Genomic DNA, 18224 nt, shown 5'->3' on the forward strand with positions numbered 1-18224 from the left:
GAGAAAAAAATGATCATTTATCATCTAAGTACGGAGTGTTATCCGGTAGCAAAAGTAGGAGGCTTGGCAGATGTAGTGGGAGCTTTACCAAAATACCAGAACAAAATTAAAGATATTGATGCGAAGGTGGTTATGCCTTGGTACAACAAATCTTTCGTGCATGATCATGAGTTTGACATAGTTTTTGATGGCTTCATTCATCAGGGATCAAATATGCTTCAGGTGCAGGTTTTAAAAGAAAAAACCAACGCTTTGGGCTTTGAACTTTTTATGGTAAGAATTCCGGGACTTTTGGATCGCGATAATCCTTACGGATATTCAGATGAGAGTTTTCAGTTTTTGGCTTTTCAGCACGGCACGCTTCATTGGCTGAGTGCGATGGGAATTCGACCGGATATTTTGCATTGTCATGATTATCACACAGGTCTTGTTCCTTTTATGATTCAGCATTGTCCTGAATTTTCCTTTTTAAAAGGGGTAAAAACCATAGGAACCATTCATAATGGTGAATATCAGGGAATGATGAGCTGGGAAATGGCGAATTATATGCCGGCTTTCGATCAGTATAAATGGGGACTTTTGGACTGGAACGGAGTCATCAATCCTTTGGCAAGTATGATTAAATGTTCTAATGCTTTTACAACGGTTTCGCAGGGTTATCTGGAAGAACTTTTTGTAAGCTTCAGAGGTCTGGAAAGCCTTGTTCGTGATGAATTCGGGAAAGCCTACGGAATCATTAACGGAATTGATACGGAAGTCTGGAATCCGGAAACTGATCCGATGCTGGATTTTAATTTTAATGTTAAAAATGCCATTGCCCAGAAGAAAAAGAACAAAGAAAGACTATGTAAAGAATATGGTCTGAAACCGGAGCTTCCTCTTTTCGCATTTATTGGAAGATTTGCTACCGAAAAAGGAGCAGATTTTCTTCCCGACGTAGTCTGGAAAAGCATTAAGCAGAGTTATGGCGCTTTAAATATCATGATTTTAGGTTCAGGAAACGCTTACATTGAAAATAAACTGAAAGAATACGATTATATTTATTCCAATTTTGCTTTGGATCTTGGATATAAGGAACATCTTTCCCATAAAATATATGCTTCGGCGGACTTTTTGCTCATGCCGTCGAGAGTGGAACCATGTGGTCTTAACCAGATGTATTCCATGAGATACGGAACCGTTCCGATTGTGCGCTATACAGGAGGATTAAGAGATACGGTGGAAGATATTTCTACCGGAGGAGCAGGAATTAATTTTACGTTTCCGGGAGTGGACGATATTATCCATGCAATGAACAGAGCCTTATTGGTTTATAATAAAAAAAGCGAAATGGAAAATTTAATCCGTGCCAATATGAATTTTGACTTTGCATGGGAAAAATCAGCCGAAAAATACATAGCTTTATATAAGAATTAAAATTTTGAAGAAACTGTATTCTATATTGCTTTTAATCTTAATTATTTCCTGTAAAAAGAAACAAGAAGGTACTTATGTCGGAGGTTATTATTGGATTTATGGTTCTGGATTAATAGATATGAGGAGAGAAGAAGCAACAGAAGGGATTTCTGAAAAGTGGAAGATAAAATATGCAGATGTTGGTGGTTGTAGGGTTTCTTCGGATATTGAGAAAAAGGCGGATTCTTTAAATAAGAAGACTTATGCCGAAATAACGAGAAGATACGGTGAAAATTGGGAAAAAAGATATGAAAAGGATATCGAAGACTTCATGATGAAAAAAGTTGATGTCATGGATATTTTAATCACCAATAAATTATTCAGAGCTGAACTCAGAAAATATCCTATAGAGATTGATGATCTTGATAAAGATGTGAAAGAATTAAAAGACGACTTATATAAAGTTGTAATTTATAATCAAAAATTAAAATCTGAAAATAAAGAATGTTTCACGGTAAATGTTGATACAAAAAACAGAACAGTAAACCTAATAAAATAAAACGCAAGATAAACTATGAATCGCAATGTAATTTCCATTGTTTTAGGAGGAGGTAGAGGAACCAGATTGTTCCCACTTACGTATTCAAGATCCAAACCGGCTGTACCCATCGCGGGAAAGTACAGATTGGTGGATATTCCTATTTCCAACTGTTTAAATTCAGGATTAAATAAAATTCTGGTTTTAACGCAGTTCAATTCAGCTTCATTAAATTCCCATATCAAAAATTCGTATCATTTTGATATTTTCAGCAAAGGTTTCGTAGATATTTTGGCTGCGGAACAGAATGTTGAAAACGACAGTTGGTATCAGGGAACCGCAGATGCGGTGCGCCAGTCGATGAAGCACCTTGAAAAGTACGATTATGATTATATCCTGATTCTTTCAGGAGATCAGTTGTACCAGATGGATTTCAGGGAGATGCTGAATTTTCACATTGAAAAAGGCGGCGATGTAACCATTGCGACCATTCCGGTGAATGCAAAAGACGCAACAGGTTTCGGAATTCTGAGTTCTGATGATGAAGGAAATATTACTTCTTTTGTCGAAAAACCTACTCATGATCTTTTAGACGGCTTAAAATCTGAGGTTTCTGAAGAAAACAAACATGCCGGAAAAGAATATCTGGCTTCCATGGGAATTTATATCTTCACGAAAAGCATTCTGAAAAAGATGTTTGATGAAGGAGCCGGAGATGATTTCGGAAAAGATATTATCCCGAATTCAATCGGAAAATATACCACTTTAAGTTATCAGTACGAAGGTTATTGGACGGACATCGGAACCATCGAATCTTTCTATGAAGCCAATCTGGATCTTTGTCAGGACTTCCCGCAGTTCAACTTATTTTCTTCTTCGCCGATTTTCACACGCGCAAGAATGCTTCCGCCGTCAAAAGTAAACGGTTCTTACGTAAGCAAAGCTGTTTTCGGCGACGGATGCATTATAATGGCAGACAAAATTGAAAACTCCGTTATCGGAAACAGAACGAGAATAGACAAAGGAAGTACTATTGTTAATGCTTACGTAATGGGAGCCGATTTTTATCAGGATACCACAGAAATCGTAATGAACGACAGAAACGGACAGCCTAATATGGGAATCGGGAAATATTGTTACATCGAAAAAGCAATTCTGGATAAAAACTGCTACATCGGGGATAACGTAAGAATCATCGGCGGAAAACACCTTAAAGACGGAGATTACGGAACGCATTCTGTACAGGACGGAATTATTGTGGTGAAAAAAGGAGCCGTTATTAAACCGGGAACTCACATAGGGTAGAAAGTAGAGAAGTGTTGGGGTAGGTCTGATTCAATTAAATTTTAAAAAATAAAACAGTCAGATAGTAAACTTCCATCCTCCATACTTCGTATCTTCCAGCTAAAAAATAATTAAAAACAGAGTGATCAGCATATTGGTCACTCTTGTTATTTTCTATACTTTTGTACAATGCGTTTTTTTAAGATCATAGCGGTAGTAATTGTCTTGCTGATTGGAGCTTATGCAGCTTCCATGTATTATTTTGTGGACGAAAGCAAAGATTTCAAAATAGAAAAGGAGATCGATTATCCTTTGGAAAAAGTCTTTTCACAGTTCAATAATCTTCAGCATTTTACGCGATGGAATAACTTTTTTACAAGTTCTCAGTCTATTGATATCGATTATTATACGCCGTATGAAGGGCAGGGAAGTTCTATTAGTTATGTAGATCCTAAAAACGATACGGATGGCGAAATGTTTATCCGTTACGAAAATCCGAATAAATCTCTAAGGTATCAGCTTTTTGAAGAAAAAAATGAAAGCCCGACTGTCGTCGACGTTAAATTTAAAGCATTATCCGCTGAAAAAACCAAAATTACATGGATAGTTCATACGCCTAAACTTTCTGTTTTAAGAAGGGTTGAAAATTTCTGGACCGAAGACCGTTTCGCAGAAAACATTAACAAAAGTATGGTGAATCTTAAAAATGTTTTAGGCAATAAAGTGGAAAAAGACAATCAGATGGCTTCGATAAAATACGACAGTCTGATGGTAGAAAATGAAGAGGAAAAATTATTGCTCGGAATCAACGTAAGTACTTCCAATAAAAAAGATGCCCTTTACAAAAATATTGTGATGAATTATAACAAGATTTATAATTACACCACAATGGATCTGGGCAAAAAAGAAGATGAATTCGGTTTCCCGATGCTGATTACAGATGCGGACAATTATAAAGACAAAGAAGTGTCCTATTTTCTGGGAATTCCTCTGTCTAAAAAGTTTGGGGTTACGGATAATAACTTCAGTTTCAGAACGATTAGTCCAACCCAGAATTATGTGATCTACTACAAAGGGAATTATGCCGGAAGAGTAAAGGCTATACAACAATTAATCCAGAAAGCCAAGAAAGACGAGATGCGTTTTAATGATATTCGTCAGACTTTTATAGAACGCCCGACGGAAGATCAGGATGTCAATATGAAGCTCTCATTATCAGTATTTAAGTAAATTCTGTAGATTTATTTCTTTTATAGTTTTTTTAATAGTTTAAAGGCTGTTCAGAATCGGTTTTTTTTATTAAATTTGAAGCTTAATTCTACAAACAAATTTTAATAACAGATAAACTGTAATAATGGACAGATTTTCATTCCTAAACGCAGCTCATTCTCAGTTAATTGAGGATTTATACCAACAGTACTTAAAATATCCCGATTCTTTAGAACCATCATGGAAAGCCTTCTTTCAGGGTTTCGATTTTGCTTTGGAGAACTACGGAGACGATGATAACGTTCAATATGTTCAGGCTCCCGCAGTTTCAGCACCTGTTGTTCAGCAGGCAGCTCAGGCAGCATCAAACGGAGAAGTTCCGGAACACATCAAAAAAGAATTCAAGGTAGTAAACCTTATTGAGGCGTACAGGACGAGAGGACATTTGTTTACCAAAACAAACCCTGTAAGAGAAAGAAGACATTATACGCCGACTTTAGATATCGAAAACTTCGGTCTGGATAAGTCAGATTTAAATACAAAATTCAACTGTGCGGTTGAAACAGGAATGAAAGGTCCTGCAACTTTACAGGATCTCATCACACATTTAGAGAATATCTACTGTGATTCTATCGGTGTGGAATATATGCACATCAACAATGTTGAAGAAAAAGATTTCATCAAACAGTGGCTTCAGGTAAATGAAAACCACCCGAATCTTTCAGCTAACGAAAAAACGGAGATTTTATTAAAATTAAATCAGGCGGTAGCGTTTGAAAATTATCTTCACACCAAATTTGTAGGGCAGAAAAGATTCTCATTGGAAGGTGGTGAAACTTTAATTCCTGCTTTGGATCAGTTGATCTCAAGATCTTCTCAGTTGGGCGTAGATGAAGTGGTTTTAGGAATGGCGCACAGAGGAAGATTAAATGTTTTAACCAATATTTTTGGTAAATCTTATAAGCAAATCTTCTCAGAATTTGAAGGAAAAGAATTTGAAGAAGACGTATTCTCAGGAGACGTAAAATACCACTTAGGTTCATCTAAAAAAATCAAAACAGCTTCAGGAGAAGAAGTTTCCATTAATTTAACGCCAAACCCATCTCACCTTGAAACGGTTGCAGCCCTTGTAGAAGGAATCTGCCGTGCAAAAGTGGACGATAAATACAAAGATTATTCTAAAGTTTTACCGATCATTATTCATGGTGACGGAGCGATTGCGGGGCAAGGTATTGCTTATGAAGTTGCACAGATGATGACTTTAGATGGTTACAAAACAGGAGGTACGGTTCATATCGTGGTGAACAACCAGGTTTCGTTTACAACAAATTATATGGATGCGAGATCTTCTACCTATTGTACAGACGTTGCTAAAGTTACAGAATCTCCTGTAATGCACGTGAATGCAGATGATGCAGAAGCGGTGGTTCATGCGATCCATTTTGCGGCTGATTTCAGAGCGAAGTTTGGAAAAGATGTATATATCGATTTGTTAGGATACAGAAAATATGGTCATAACGAAGGGGATGAGCCAAGATTTACACAGCCTAATTTATATAAAACAATTTCCAAGCACCCGAATCCGAGAGAAATTTATAAAGATAAATTACTGAAAGACAACGTAACATCCAACGATGTGATCGCTAAAATGGAAACAGAATTCAAAGCACTTTTAGATAAAGACTTTGATGCTTCCAAAGAAATTGAAAAGAACGTGATGGACGTTTTTATGGCAGATGACTGGACGAATTATCCTATTGGGAAAAGAGGAGCAGTTCAGGAACCTGTTGACACAAAATATGATCTTGAAAAGCTGAAAGAACTGGCTGTTAAAATGTCTACACTTCCGGCAGACAAAAAGTTCTTAAATAAAATTACAAGACTTTTCGAAAACAGATTAAAAGCGATTGAAGGAAACTCTTTAGACTGGGCTCTTGGAGAATGGCTAGCTTATGCTACGCTTTTAGTAGAAGGTCACAATGTAAGAATTTCCGGAGAAGATGTAGAAAGAGGAACATTCTCTCACAGACACGCAGTGGTAAAAACAGAAGATACTGAAGAAGAATATATCCCTTTAAGACAGGTTTCTGAAAGCAGATTTGATGTATTCAACTCTCACCTTTCCGAGTACGGAGTTCTTGGTTTTGATTACGGATATGCGATGGCTTCTCCTAATACATTGACGATTTGGGAAGCTCAGTTCGGGGATTTCGTGAACGGTGCGCAGATTATCGTAGACCAGTATTTAGCTGCCGCAGAAGAAAAATGGAAAATTCAGGATGGTTTGGTGATGCTGTTGCCTCACGGTTCCGAAGGACAGGGAGCAGAACACTCTTCAGCAAGACTGGAAAGATTTTTAACCCTTTGTGCAAACGAAAACATGGTGGTTGCAAACATCACTTCTCCTGCTAACTATTTCCACCTGTTAAGAAGACAGTTGAAATGGTCATTCAGAAAGCCATTGGTGGTAATGAGTCCTAAATCATTGTTAAGACATCCAAGAGTGGTTTCTCCACTTGAAGATTTCTCAAACAAAGGATTCCAGCCAATTTTGGACGATCCTACTGCAGATCCTGCAAAAGTTGAAAAATTAGTGCTTTGTTCGGGTAAATTATACTTCGAACTATTGGCTAAAAAAGAAGAATTAAACGCTGAAAATATTGCACTGGTAAGATTCGAGCAGTTATATCCGCTTCAGACAGATGCTATCGAAGCAATCTTCGAAAAATATTCAAACAGAAAAGAATTGGTTTGGGCTCAGGAAGAACCAGAAAATATGGGAGCCTGGTCTTATATCCTGAGAAACTTCAGAGAAACAGGAATCAACGTTATTGCTCCGGTTCCTAGTGGCGCTCCGGCTCCTGGAAGTCACAAAATGTTTGAGAAAAACCAGAATGCAGTAATCAACAGAGTATTCGACAGAAACGATGCTCCGGTAAAAAGACCTGTAACCGCTTAATTAAAAATAATAATCAATAAAAAAATAAAAAATACGATATGTCAGTTTTAGAAATGAAAGTTCCTTCACCGGGCGAATCAATTACAGAAGTTGAAATTGCAACCTGGCTTGTAAAAGATGGAGATTATGTAGAAAAAGATCAACCCATCGCTGAAGTAGATTCAGATAAAGCAACTCTTGAATTGCCTGCTGAACAAAGTGGTGTAATCACTCTGAAAGCTGAAGAAGGTGACGTTGTACAAGTAGGACAGGTGGTTTGTTTAATCGATATGGATGCTGCAAAACCTTCAGGAAGCGCTGCTCCTGCTGCTGAAGCTCCAAAACAGGAAGAAGCTTCGAAAGCTGCTGAACCTGCTAAACAGGAAGCTCCGGCTCCACAACCTGCTGCTCAGCCTGTAGCGGCTGCAACGCAGACGTATGCAACGGGTGCTCCTTCTCCTGCTGCTAAGAAAATTCTTGACGAAAAAGGAATGGATGCTTCACAGGTTTCAGGAAGCGGAAGAGACGGAAGAATCACCAAATCAGACGCTGAACTGGCTGCAGTTCCTGCATTGGGAGGAAATCCTGTTACCGCTACAGGTTCCAGATCTACAACAACGACTAAACTTTCAGTTCTTAGAAGAAAAATTGCTCAGAGATTAGTTTCTGTGAAGAATGAAACGGCAATGTTAACAACTTTCAATGAAGTTGACATGTCTGAAATCTTCAGATTAAGAAAATTATATAAAGAAGAATTTGCTCAGAGACACGGAGTAGGACTTGGTTTCATGTCTTTCTTTACAAAAGCGGTAACAAGAGCTTTACAGATGTATCCGGATGTAAACGCATCCATCGACGGAGATTTTAAAGTAAACTACGATTTCTGCGATATTTCAATTGCAGTTTCAGGTCCGAAAGGATTAATGGTTCCTGTATTGAGAAATGCTGAAAATATGTCTTTTGCAAGCGTTGAAGCGAACATTAAAGATTTAGCGACTAAAGTAAGAGACGGAAAAATCACGGTTGACGAAATGACAGGCGGAACGTTCACTATTACCAACGGTGGAACTTTCGGATCCATGATGTCTACACCAATCATCAATCCTCCTCAATCTGCAATCTTAGGAATGCACAACATTATCCAGAGACCGGTTGCGGTTGATGGACAGGTGGTAATTCGTCCGATGATGTACGTTGCGATGTCTTATGACCACAGAATTATCGACGGAAAAGAATCTGTAGGATTCTTAGTTGCGGTAAAAGAAGCAATTGACAATCCGGTTGGTATCTTAATGAACGGAGACGAAAGAAAAGGTCTTGGATTATAATTATTGATAAAAATTATAGTATAAAATAAATCTCGCCTCAAAAAGGGCGAGATTTTTGTATCTCTTACCGTAAATACTTAAGATGATGTTTTCTAAAATGACCTCCAATATCAAAGTTTCAGTAATACCTGAATATGATAGCAAAAACAGTTATCCGTCTGAAAACAGACACGTTTTCAAATACAATATCGTTATCGAAAACGAAGGCAGTTTTCCTGTAAAAATCCTTAAAAGAAAATGGCTGATTTTCGACGTAGGCTTCGGATATACAGAGATAATAGGGGATGGCGTAATCGGTCTGACTCCTGAAATTCCTACAGGCGAAAATTTCGCTTATTTCTCCAATGTAATGCTTCGTTCCGGAGTAGGAAATATGAGTGGAAAATACCTTGTAAAAAACATGGAAACGCAGGAGACTTTTGAAATTGATATCCCTAAATTCAATCTCTTATCAGAAGTTTTAAGCAATTAAAATTCCGGAATCTGGAAATTAATTCTGTATTTTGGAATGTATTTGTTCACCAGTTTGATGGAGAGAAAAAATTAAAGTTTTTTTATTTTTAATTTCATCAGATCATTCACTTCTTCATTGCTTGTGAGAAACAGTTTTTCAAAAGCCAGTAAAGATATTTTAGCACAAACCTCTGCATCATCACCGGCTCTGTGATGGTTGAAACTAATCTGATGGTATTCAGCAAGATGTTTTAATCCATATCTCGGAAGATAATTCCATGATTTTTTGGCTAACTGGATACTGCAGAGATAATTGAGTTTCGGCGTGAACATTCCGTAATGATTCAGGCATCCGCGAAGCACACCTGCGTCAAATCCTGCGTTATGGGCAATCATTAACGTTCCGTACATCATTTCTTCCACTTCATACCAGATTTCATCGAAAGTTGGTGCATTTTTCACATCATCCGGAAGAATGCCATGAACATCCACATTAAACGGGCTGAAATAAGGAAAACTTGGTGGTTTGATGAGCCATGTTTTGGTCTCAATGATTTTTGAATCCTGTACAACACAGATTCCCAGTTCACAGGCGGAGTTTCGCTCGTGAGTTGCTGTTTCAAAATCTATTGCACAAAAATCCATAAGTAAAGTTTATTGTTTTGAGTTAAGGGATTAGATTTTCTTTTTATCCCCTAAAAAATGTTTAAAAACGAGCCATTTGGTTTGATAATAATCTGTTTTCTGGTGTTTCTGGCGGCGTTTTAAAGTGCCGGGAATCTGCGCATAAAATCCGAAATGCCCTTTCAAAACTGCCCAGAAATGAGAAATCCCGTTCTTATAAGCAAAATAAAATGAGGCAGCTCCGTCAAGACACAATCTGAAAAAAATCAGCCAGATCAGTCTGGGAAAAGGCAGATTCTTCAGCAACATCGAAAAGTTATTCCGGATATTTAAAAAAGTTTTCTGTGCACTCTGCTTGTTCAAAGTTCCTCCGCCAACGTGATATACCTTAGATTTTCCGGTATAAAAAATTTTCTTTTCGGAATTAATCAGTCTCCAGCAAAGATCAATTTCTTCCTGATGCGCAAAAAAACGTTCATCAAAACCCTTTTGATCCCAAAAATCCTTGCTTCGGATAAATAAACAGCATCCGGAAGCCCAGAAAATTTCCGTTTCATCATCATATTGCCCTTTATCTTCTTCCTGATCATCAAAAATTCTTCCTCTGCAGTATGGATAGCCAAGATTATCAATCAAACCGCCTCCTGCACCTGCAAATTCGAAGTAGTTTTTATTGTTGTAGGAAAGAATTTTGGGCTGAACTGCTGCAATGGAAGAATCTTTTTCAAAAAGTTCCGTAACAGGATCGATCCAGTTTTCGGTAACCTGCACATCGGAATTCAGAAGGCAGTACAATTCATTTTTAATTTCTTTTAAACCCTCATTATAACCTCCTGCAAAACCGTAATTTTTATTGTTTTTAATAATCTTTACCGAAGGAAAATTCTGTTGAAGAAAATCGACAGAATCATCGGTAGAAAGATTGTCAATTACATAAATATCAGCATTTTGAGAAAACTGAATAACATTCGGAAGAAATTTTTCCAGCCAACTTTTTCCGTTCCAGTTTAAAATGGCGACTGCTAATTTTTTCGACATGAGAAATTAAATTTTTTCTGAATCAAAATTTTTGATGGAATCCTGATATTTCCATTTTCTGTGGGACCATAAATAATTATCGGGTCTTTTATTCAAAGTGTTTTCCAATAATTTATGGAATTTTTTCACCACTTCATTTTCCACAAATTTTTCTCCGTCCGGATAAATTCTGTGATAATTAACCTGATAATAACCGCGTTTTACCTTCTTCATTTCACAGTAAATGAACGCCAGATCCATTCTTGTTGCCAGTTTATCATACCCGATAAAAACCGGAGTTCTCTGGTTTAAAAATTCCAGACCGTAATTTACATGGGAAAAGTGGGGAGTCTGATCTGCCACAAACATATACGCTGAATCGCCGTCATTTTTTGAACGGAAGATATTCAGAATCACTTCATTGGCTTCCAAAGCTTCATTTCCGAATTTGTTGCGGACTTTTTTCATCTGGTTTTCCCAGAAATCGCTGTTCACTTTTCTGTAAACCGGATGACAGTGCTTTTGAGGAATTACTCTTGCTAAAGCATTGATCCATTCCCAGTTGAAGACGTGCCCTGCAAGCATAATAACATTTTTACCTTCCGCTTTTGCTTCATGAAAAACTTCCTGATTGATGTGCTGCATTCTTACCCGCGATTCTGTTTCGGAAATACTGAAAGATTTTACTGTTTCTACAAGATAATCTGAAAAATTCAGATAAAACTTCTTCCGGATTTCTGCAATGTCTTCATCTGTTTTATGAGGAAAAGACTTCCTCAGGTTTTGAGTAATTACATTTTTTCTGTATCCTACAATATAATGATTCAGAAAGAACATGATGTCTGAAAATACATATAAAACTTTCAGGGGAAGTTTGGAAATCAGATATAATATTTTGATAAGGAAATTCATAAAACATGCAAATTTACGTATAATAAAATTATGGTTCTATTTTTGCTTACAAATAGTATTATTTTTTTATTTTTAACGTATGAAAAAATTATCATTAATCGCATTTCTGGGTTTAAGTTCCATTGCTTTCTCCCAGAATACCAATACCGTAAGACAGGAAGTTAAAAGTGGTTCGGAAGAAAAATCGTTATTGGTAAAAACAGATCAGGCCGAACTGGATGCCAAGAAAAAGGCAGCAGAAGAAAAGGCGAAGCTTCCAAAACCTTATGATCCGAAAGCAGATGCAGAAAAAGATATACAGAATCTGATTGCAAAAGCTAAAAAGGAAAAGAAAAACATCATGATTCAGGCAGGAGGAAACTGGTGCATCTGGTGTTTAAGATTCAATCAGTATGTACAGACTACGCCGGAACTGAAGAAATTAGTGGACGACAATTATATATATTATCACCTGAATTATTCTCCGGAAAACAAAAATGAAAAAATCTTTGCGAAGTACGGTGATCCCGGAACCAAATTCGGATATCCGGTTTTCATCGTTCTGGATCAGAATGGTAAAATGATCCACGTTCAGCAAAGCGATGTTTTAGAGGAAGGAAAAGGATACAGCCTTGAAAAAGTGAAAGAATTTTTCAATGTCTGGTCTCCAAGATCATAGCCAAAAACCGGGAATTTTTTCCCGGTTTTTATTTTACATGAATTTTTTAATCCAGCTTAATTTTTTATCAGAATACGGCGGATATTTCATATTAGGTTCTCCCCACGTTGCTTTTTCCAGAATAGATTTCTGATGCGAGAACGTATCAAACCCGAATTTCCCGTGATAATTTCCGATCCCTGAATTTCCTACGCCGCCAAACGGAAGATTATCATTTCCCAGATGCATAATAACATCATTGATGCATCCTCCTCCGAAAGACAGTTTATTTTTAAAATTGTCCTTTTCTTCAGAATTATTTGTGAAAAGATAGGCTGCCAAAGGTTTTTCATGCTCTAAAATTTCATTCAGAACAATATTATAATTGGTAAAAGAAATAACAGGCAGAATCGGTCCGAAAATCTCTTCCTGCATTACTGCATCATTCCAATTAACATCGGTAAGAACGGTGGGTTCAATATATAATTTTTCTCTGTCCCAACTTCCGCCGAAATAAATTTTATCTTTATTAATCATTTTAATTAGCCTGTCAAAATTCCTTTCGTTGATAATTCTGGTATAGTGATCGGAATCAGGCAGATAATTGAATTCTTTGATGTACTTTCTCAGCAGTTCCAGAAACTGTTCCTGAACAGATTCTTCAACTAAAAGATAATCAGGAGCAACGCAGGTCTGTCCGGCATTAAGGAATTTTCCCCAGACAATTCTTTTAGCTGCAACTTCAAAATCGGCATCTTTGGTAATAATGGCAGGCGATTTTCCTCCCAGTTCAAGCGTTACAGGCGTTAAATTTTCTGCAGCAGCCTGATAAACAATTTTCCCGACTTTCGTACTTCCGGTAAAAAATATTTTATCAAATTTTTGTTTTAAAAGTACCGTTGTTTCATCAACGCCGCCTTCATAAACATACAAATATTCCGGAGGAAAATTTTTATTGATGATTTCTGCCATGATTTTCATGGTGTTTTCAGCAATTTCGCTGGGTTTCAGAATACAGCAGTTTCCGGCTGCCAAAGCGGCGACAACAGGAGAAATGGATAGCTGATAAGGATAATTCCACGCTCCGATTACCAGTATATTTCCTAAGGGTTCGGATAAAATTCTGCTTGTCCCGATCTGGTTAACAAGATTGGTACTCACTTTTTTAGGTTTGGAAAGCGATTTTAGATTCTTCAGATAAAAATTAATATCATTCAGAATAAAGGAAATCTCTGTAGTAAATGTATCAAATGCAGATTTTCCAAAATCTTTGTGAATAGCTTCGTACAGGAGATTTTCGTTTTTAATAATCAGATCTTTGAGTTTTTCAAGATACATCTTTCGAAACTTGATGTTTTTCGTCTGCTGTGTTTTGAAAAAGTCTTTCTGCTTCGCTACAATTTCCTGAATTTCCATAAAACAAAATTTTCTGAATTATAGCAAATTTTTTGCCTAAATACGGTTTAAATTTTATTAACCGCAAAAATCACAAAATATCAGCAGAAATTTTCTTTAAGGTTGGTTGGTTTAATGGAAAAGCTTATGGTAGCTTTAGAAAAAAATGAGATTTTTATTGTTTTGATAATTTTCAATATTCTGATCATTGCTGCATGATTTTTTTTCGACTTTTGTTTGGCAATCCATTACATAATATTTCTCACGGCAATTTTCACCGGATGATACAGTAAAATAATCACTGCGGTAATTAAAGCCAGCCAGAACAATCCTGTAAAAATCTCCATATTGGAAAGCAGAATCGCCTGAGAATTGATTTTTGACTTAAAGATTCCTGCAGTGACAGACAAAGAGTCATTAACCGGAAGTTTCGAAATGCTATTTCCAAAAATCTGGTTCCATTGTGACGCGAAAATCGGGTTTGTACTTACAAATCCTGAACTTAAAGAATCGGAATGTTTTAACGTTAAAAATAGCATCAGATTCTGCATTAAAGCATAACCGATTGCCGTTGTCCAGAATCTTGTGGCAGTTCCTACTGCGGTCGCATTGGAAACATACTGTTCCGGCATTCCTGCAATTAAGAAGAATACAAGCGGAGTAAAAAGTAAGCCTTGTCCGACTCCCTGAAGAAAAAGAGGAGGACAAATCGTCTGAAGCGTTGTATCCGGATAAAAAGTGTAGGTAAACCATGCGCTGTCTATGGCTAAAATTAAAAATCCGGTAAAAAATACAAGCCTTGAAGATGCCCCTTTCGTGATGCACAATGCGGACAGAAAAACGCCCAACAGACTTCCTGCAACGTTCCAGTATTGTACTTCCACAATATAATCCCACTGCCATTTCCAGACAACAGCCATCACACTGTATACATTGTTGATAGAAGCTCTGAGAATATAAAAGATAAAGAAAAGAATCACCCCTACAATTACATTTTTTGAGCTGAAAACTTCAAAATGAAAAAACGGGCGCGGCTGATTTCTCTGTTTCAGCATGAATAATCCTCCAAAAATCAGGAACAGTAAAAAACAGAATACAATAGTATCAGATTCAAACCACATCAGTCTTTTTCCGTAGATCAGCGCGTAACCTCCTGCCTGAAGACATCCCCAAAGCAAAAACCAGCTTATAATATCAAGCTGATACAAAGGTTTTTTCGGGAAAAATCTGTTTTTATTGAAAATAGCAAAAGCCATCACCAATACAAAAACGTGAAAATAAACCATCATGAGAATCATGTGCCGGAAATCATAGTTTTCTATGCTTGATTTCAGCAGGGAAGTGGTTAATGTTCCGCCTGTAAGAATAATGGTGTACATAAAGAGATAGGCAATTTCTTTGGCGTGTTTTGTCTTTAATTCAGCCACAATAAGCGGAAGAAATATGGCTCCTTCCAGAACTCCGAAAATTCCTTCCAGAAAACGGATGATAAGAATAATATGATAATCATGCGTAACGGAAAGTCCGTAAAGAATGAGAACCGAAGCGGAAGACATCAGCAAAGTATAATATTTTACGCTGAAATATGCCATAAAACGCTGTATCACCAAAAGCGTGACCACAAATGTTCCGTACATCAGGATCATTAAATACTGAATGTCATCCGAATCTGCATCCATAAAAGACGCGGTAAATGCACTGTTGGAATGCAGAAGCGACAGCAGCATCAGATGCGGAAAAAGCGCTAGAATAAGAAGCGGAAGTTTCAGCCACTGCGGAACCCATCGATGATAAACTGAATTGTGATGCATGATTAATTGAATAAAAAAAATAAAAAATTGCGAAAAGACAGAAAATTGTAAAAAAAGATAAGATGGCAAAATTGTATTCTGCCTTTTCGCTAAAAATAATTGATTGGTTAATTAAAAATCCGAGAAAAATGAAAACACTAAAAAAACTCAAACCCTCTCACTCTCAAACATTCAAACTCTAAATCTTCCTCGCACTCACCAGAACATTCATTCCGGAAAGCAATTTTTCATTGTTTTGATTTTTATTGAGAATGATTTTTACAGGAAATCGCTGTTCAATCTTTACAAAATTTCCTGTTGCATTGTCCGGTTTTACCAAAGAAAACTGAGAACCAGAAGCGGGAGAAACCGACACGATTTTTCCTTTAAATTCAACATCAGGATAGGCATCTGCGGTGATAATGACTTCTTTTTTCTGATCGATTTGTCCCAACTGCGTTTCTTTATAATTGGCAATGATCCATTTTTCTTTGCTTACGATCTGAACCAAAGCCTGACCTTCTTTGATGAGCTGTCCTTCCTGAATGGTTTTCTTTCCTACCCAACCGTCGTAAGGTGCAGTAACAAAAGTATAGGAAAGAAAAAGTTTGGCATTGTTAAGATTGGCAGAACTTTGCTGTACCTGGCTTTTTACCGGAGCGATTTTCGTTTTTTGCTCACTAACGCCTGCTTTCACGGCATTTTTTTGCTGTTCTAAAGCCAAAAGACTCGCTTTTGCCTGTTCGTACAACGCTTTTGCATTTTCAAACTGCTGATCGGTTGCTGCATCTTCATCCACTAAATTTTTATACCGCTTAAAATCCTGTTCGGTTTTCCAGATGTCGATTTTGGCGGAAGCAATTTTTGCATCAATAATTTTAGTGTCACTTTCTTTCGTATTCACTCCGCTTTCGATGGTGTTGATATTATCTGAATTGGCATGGAGACCGGCTTCCGCTATTTTTACCTGATTGATAAATTCGCGGTTGTCGATGATAACTAAAGTGTCGCCTTTATGCACAAACTGGTTTTCATTGAATTTTATTGTCTTTATAAAACCTGAAACTTTGCTGGAAACCGGCGTAATGTACTGTTCGATCTGCGCATCGTTGGTTGTTACATTTTTTCTCGAAAAAAGGTAGAAACTCAGCATTCCTCCAATTCCGCTGATGATAAGAATCCACGCCAAAACGCTGATCATCTTATTGATTCTTTTTTCCTTTTGTGTTAATTGTTTCTTCGCCATAGTTTTATAAATTTCCAATCGTGTACTGGAGTTGATAATATTTAAGTTGTCGGTTAATTTTTACGGAAATAAGGTTGGACTGTGCTTCCAGATATGCATTGTCGGCATCAATTAATTCGGTGATTAAACTTAGCTTATTCGCATATTTGGTCTTTACGATCCTGTAATTTTCTTTTGCCTGGTTGATCGCTTCTTCTGCTATGATTACCTTCTGTTCCGTTTCTTCGAATTTTTTGAAAGCTTCATATACTTCATGCCGGATATTTTCTTCGTTTTCTTCGATCTGCAATCGGGCAAGAGTTATATTTTCTTTTGCTTCCTGTATTTTGTACTTATTTTTATAAAGATTTTCGATGGGATAGGTAAGATTGATACCGATCATTCCCAAACGGTACGCATAAGGTTCGGGCGGAAAAAACATCATGTTGGGATATTTTAAAAAGTACTCTCCGCCTGCGGTAATTTTCGGTAAATAATTCGCTTTGGCAATTTTCTGATCCAGTTCTTTCAGAGTGAGATTTTTATTGGCAATTTCTACCGATTCGTTTTTATGTAAAGCGGTTTCCGTTAATTCATTGATGTAAGGGATTTCTGCATTCTCAGAAATTAAGTCTTCTGTTTCCACATGCATTTCCTGATTTTCCGGAAGGGAAAGCATCGTTTTCAGCTTGTGTTCTGCAATCTGAATATCATTATCCAGTTCTGTCCGGCTCATTTTATGGTTAGAGAGCTGTAAAGAGGTTCTGAGAACTTCGTTTACCGTAACCACACCGTTTGCTTTCAGAGCTTTTACCTGTTTGATGTTTACGGAATCTTCTTTCATTTTATCATTAATTAAATGCTGCTGTTCTTTTAAATGATGAATCTGGAGAAAGGCGGTGATAATTTCCATCTTTAACTGTCTCTCATTCAGATGGGTTTTAAGAGATGAAATTTCGGTATTAATGGAAGCTTTTTTTTCGGTATTTTTAATTTTTCCACCCATATAAACCGGAATGGAAGCCGAAAGCGTAAAATCGTACATTCCATTGATGATGTTGTACTTTGTTGCTTTTGCAAACATGCCGTCTTCATGCTGAAAAAGATTGGTGACCTGATTGTAGCTTGTGTGAAATTCTACATCGGGAAGCTTTTCCATTTTCAGATCTTTTTCTCTGGTTTTGGACATTTCATCTTTTAAATGGCTAATTTTTATTTTTTTGTTTTGAATTAATCCGATTTCTATTGCTTTTTGCAGACTAAGATGTTGATAATCGGTTATCTGTGCCTGTAATAAATTACTCATAAGTAATAGGCACAACGCAAACCACTGATATCTGTTTGCGTATGATATCATTTTCATAAATATAGTTAAGATTTTTTGCTGAATTGTTTTTGACTCTGCAAATTTACGCGGTGCAGCTTCGGACATGATTTGTGAAAACAGAAAAAGATTTGCTCATTTACGCCATATTGAAA

The 18224-nt window shown here is 36.9% G+C and carries 15 protein-coding genes; 8 read left to right on the forward strand and 7 right to left on the reverse strand.

What is annotated here, in order from left to right; translation table 11 throughout:
- Positions 1-9: 9 nt before the first annotated feature.
- The 7 genes from WFH39_RS03475 (at position 10) to apaG (ending at position 9164) form a co-directional block, all read left to right on the forward strand.
- A complete protein-coding gene (locus WFH39_RS03475; protein ID WP_336688827.1) occupies positions 10-1416 on the forward strand; it encodes a glycogen synthase in 1407 nt (468 codons plus the stop codon).
- 4 nt (positions 1417-1420) lie between these two features.
- Entirely contained in the window at positions 1421-1954 is a 534-nt protein-coding gene (locus WFH39_RS03480) for an FEKKY domain-containing protein (protein ID WP_336688828.1), read from the forward strand.
- 15 nt (positions 1955-1969) lie between these two features.
- Positions 1970-3238 carry a glucose-1-phosphate adenylyltransferase gene (locus WFH39_RS03485; RefSeq protein WP_214589914.1) on the forward strand — a complete coding sequence of 423 codons (1269 nt, stop codon included), beginning with the start codon at positions 1970-1972 and terminating at the stop codon, positions 3236-3238.
- Positions 3239-3406: 168 nt separating this feature from the next.
- Positions 3407-4447 carry an SRPBCC domain-containing protein gene (locus tag WFH39_RS03490; RefSeq protein WP_336688829.1) on the forward strand — a complete coding sequence of 347 codons (1041 nt, stop codon included), beginning with the start codon at positions 3407-3409 and terminating at the stop codon, positions 4445-4447.
- Between the two features lie 124 nt (positions 4448-4571).
- Positions 4572-7385, forward strand: coding sequence for a 2-oxoglutarate dehydrogenase E1 component (locus WFH39_RS03495; RefSeq protein ID WP_336688830.1), 2814 nt, complete (start codon positions 4572-4574; stop codon positions 7383-7385).
- A gap of 38 nt (positions 7386-7423) precedes the next feature.
- Positions 7424-8692 carry a 2-oxoglutarate dehydrogenase complex dihydrolipoyllysine-residue succinyltransferase gene (gene odhB / locus WFH39_RS03500; protein WP_336688831.1) on the forward strand — a complete coding sequence of 423 codons (1269 nt, stop codon included), beginning with the start codon at positions 7424-7426 and terminating at the stop codon, positions 8690-8692.
- Between the two features lie 82 nt (positions 8693-8774).
- Positions 8775-9164, forward strand: coding sequence for a Co2+/Mg2+ efflux protein ApaG (apaG, locus tag WFH39_RS03505; protein WP_235130600.1), 390 nt, complete (start codon positions 8775-8777; stop codon positions 9162-9164).
- 71 nt (positions 9165-9235) lie between these two features.
- Here apaG and WFH39_RS03510 read toward each other — a convergent pair whose 3' ends face one another.
- Genes WFH39_RS03510 through WFH39_RS03520 form a run of 3 tightly spaced genes read right to left on the reverse strand, consistent with a single transcriptional unit; the run spans position 9236 to position 11698 of the window.
- A complete protein-coding gene (locus tag WFH39_RS03510) occupies positions 9236-9790 on the reverse strand; it encodes a 3'-5' exonuclease (protein ID WP_336688832.1) in 555 nt (184 codons plus the stop codon).
- Positions 9791-9820: 30 nt separating this feature from the next.
- Entirely contained in the window at positions 9821-10807 is a 987-nt protein-coding gene (locus tag WFH39_RS03515) for a glycosyltransferase family 2 protein (protein ID WP_336688833.1), read from the reverse strand.
- Positions 10808-10813: 6 nt separating this feature from the next.
- On the reverse strand, positions 10814-11698 hold the full coding sequence (locus WFH39_RS03520) for a lysophospholipid acyltransferase family protein (protein ID WP_336688834.1): 885 nt from the start codon (positions 11696-11698) through the stop codon (positions 10814-10816).
- Between the two features lie 79 nt (positions 11699-11777).
- Here WFH39_RS03520 and WFH39_RS03525 point away from each other — a divergent pair, with 79 nt between their 5' ends.
- Positions 11778-12356 carry a thioredoxin family protein gene (locus tag WFH39_RS03525; protein ID WP_336688835.1) on the forward strand — a complete coding sequence of 193 codons (579 nt, stop codon included), beginning with the start codon at positions 11778-11780 and terminating at the stop codon, positions 12354-12356.
- A gap of 33 nt (positions 12357-12389) precedes the next feature.
- Here WFH39_RS03525 and WFH39_RS03530 read toward each other — a convergent pair whose 3' ends face one another.
- The 4 genes from WFH39_RS03530 to WFH39_RS03545 all read right to left on the reverse strand — a co-directional run bounded on the left by WFH39_RS03530 (position 12390) and on the right by WFH39_RS03545 (position 18051).
- Positions 12390-13751, reverse strand: coding sequence for an aldehyde dehydrogenase (locus WFH39_RS03530; protein ID WP_336688836.1), 1362 nt, complete (start codon positions 13749-13751; stop codon positions 12390-12392).
- A gap of 227 nt (positions 13752-13978) precedes the next feature.
- A complete protein-coding gene (locus WFH39_RS03535) occupies positions 13979-15541 on the reverse strand; it encodes a hypothetical protein (RefSeq protein WP_336688837.1) in 1563 nt (520 codons plus the stop codon).
- Positions 15542-15719: 178 nt separating this feature from the next.
- Entirely contained in the window at positions 15720-16766 is a 1047-nt protein-coding gene (locus WFH39_RS03540) for an HlyD family secretion protein (RefSeq protein WP_336688838.1), read from the reverse strand.
- A 4-nt stretch (positions 16767-16770) separates the two neighbouring features.
- Positions 16771-18051: a TolC family protein gene (locus WFH39_RS03545; RefSeq protein ID WP_336688839.1), complete on the reverse strand. Its 1281-nt coding sequence runs from the start codon at positions 18049-18051 to the stop codon at positions 16771-16773.
- Positions 18052-18224 lie beyond the last annotated feature (173 nt).

Source organism: Chryseobacterium sp. MMO-72 (assembly GCF_037146035.1).
Taxonomy (GTDB): domain Bacteria; phylum Bacteroidota; class Bacteroidia; order Flavobacteriales; family Weeksellaceae; genus Chryseobacterium; species Chryseobacterium indicum.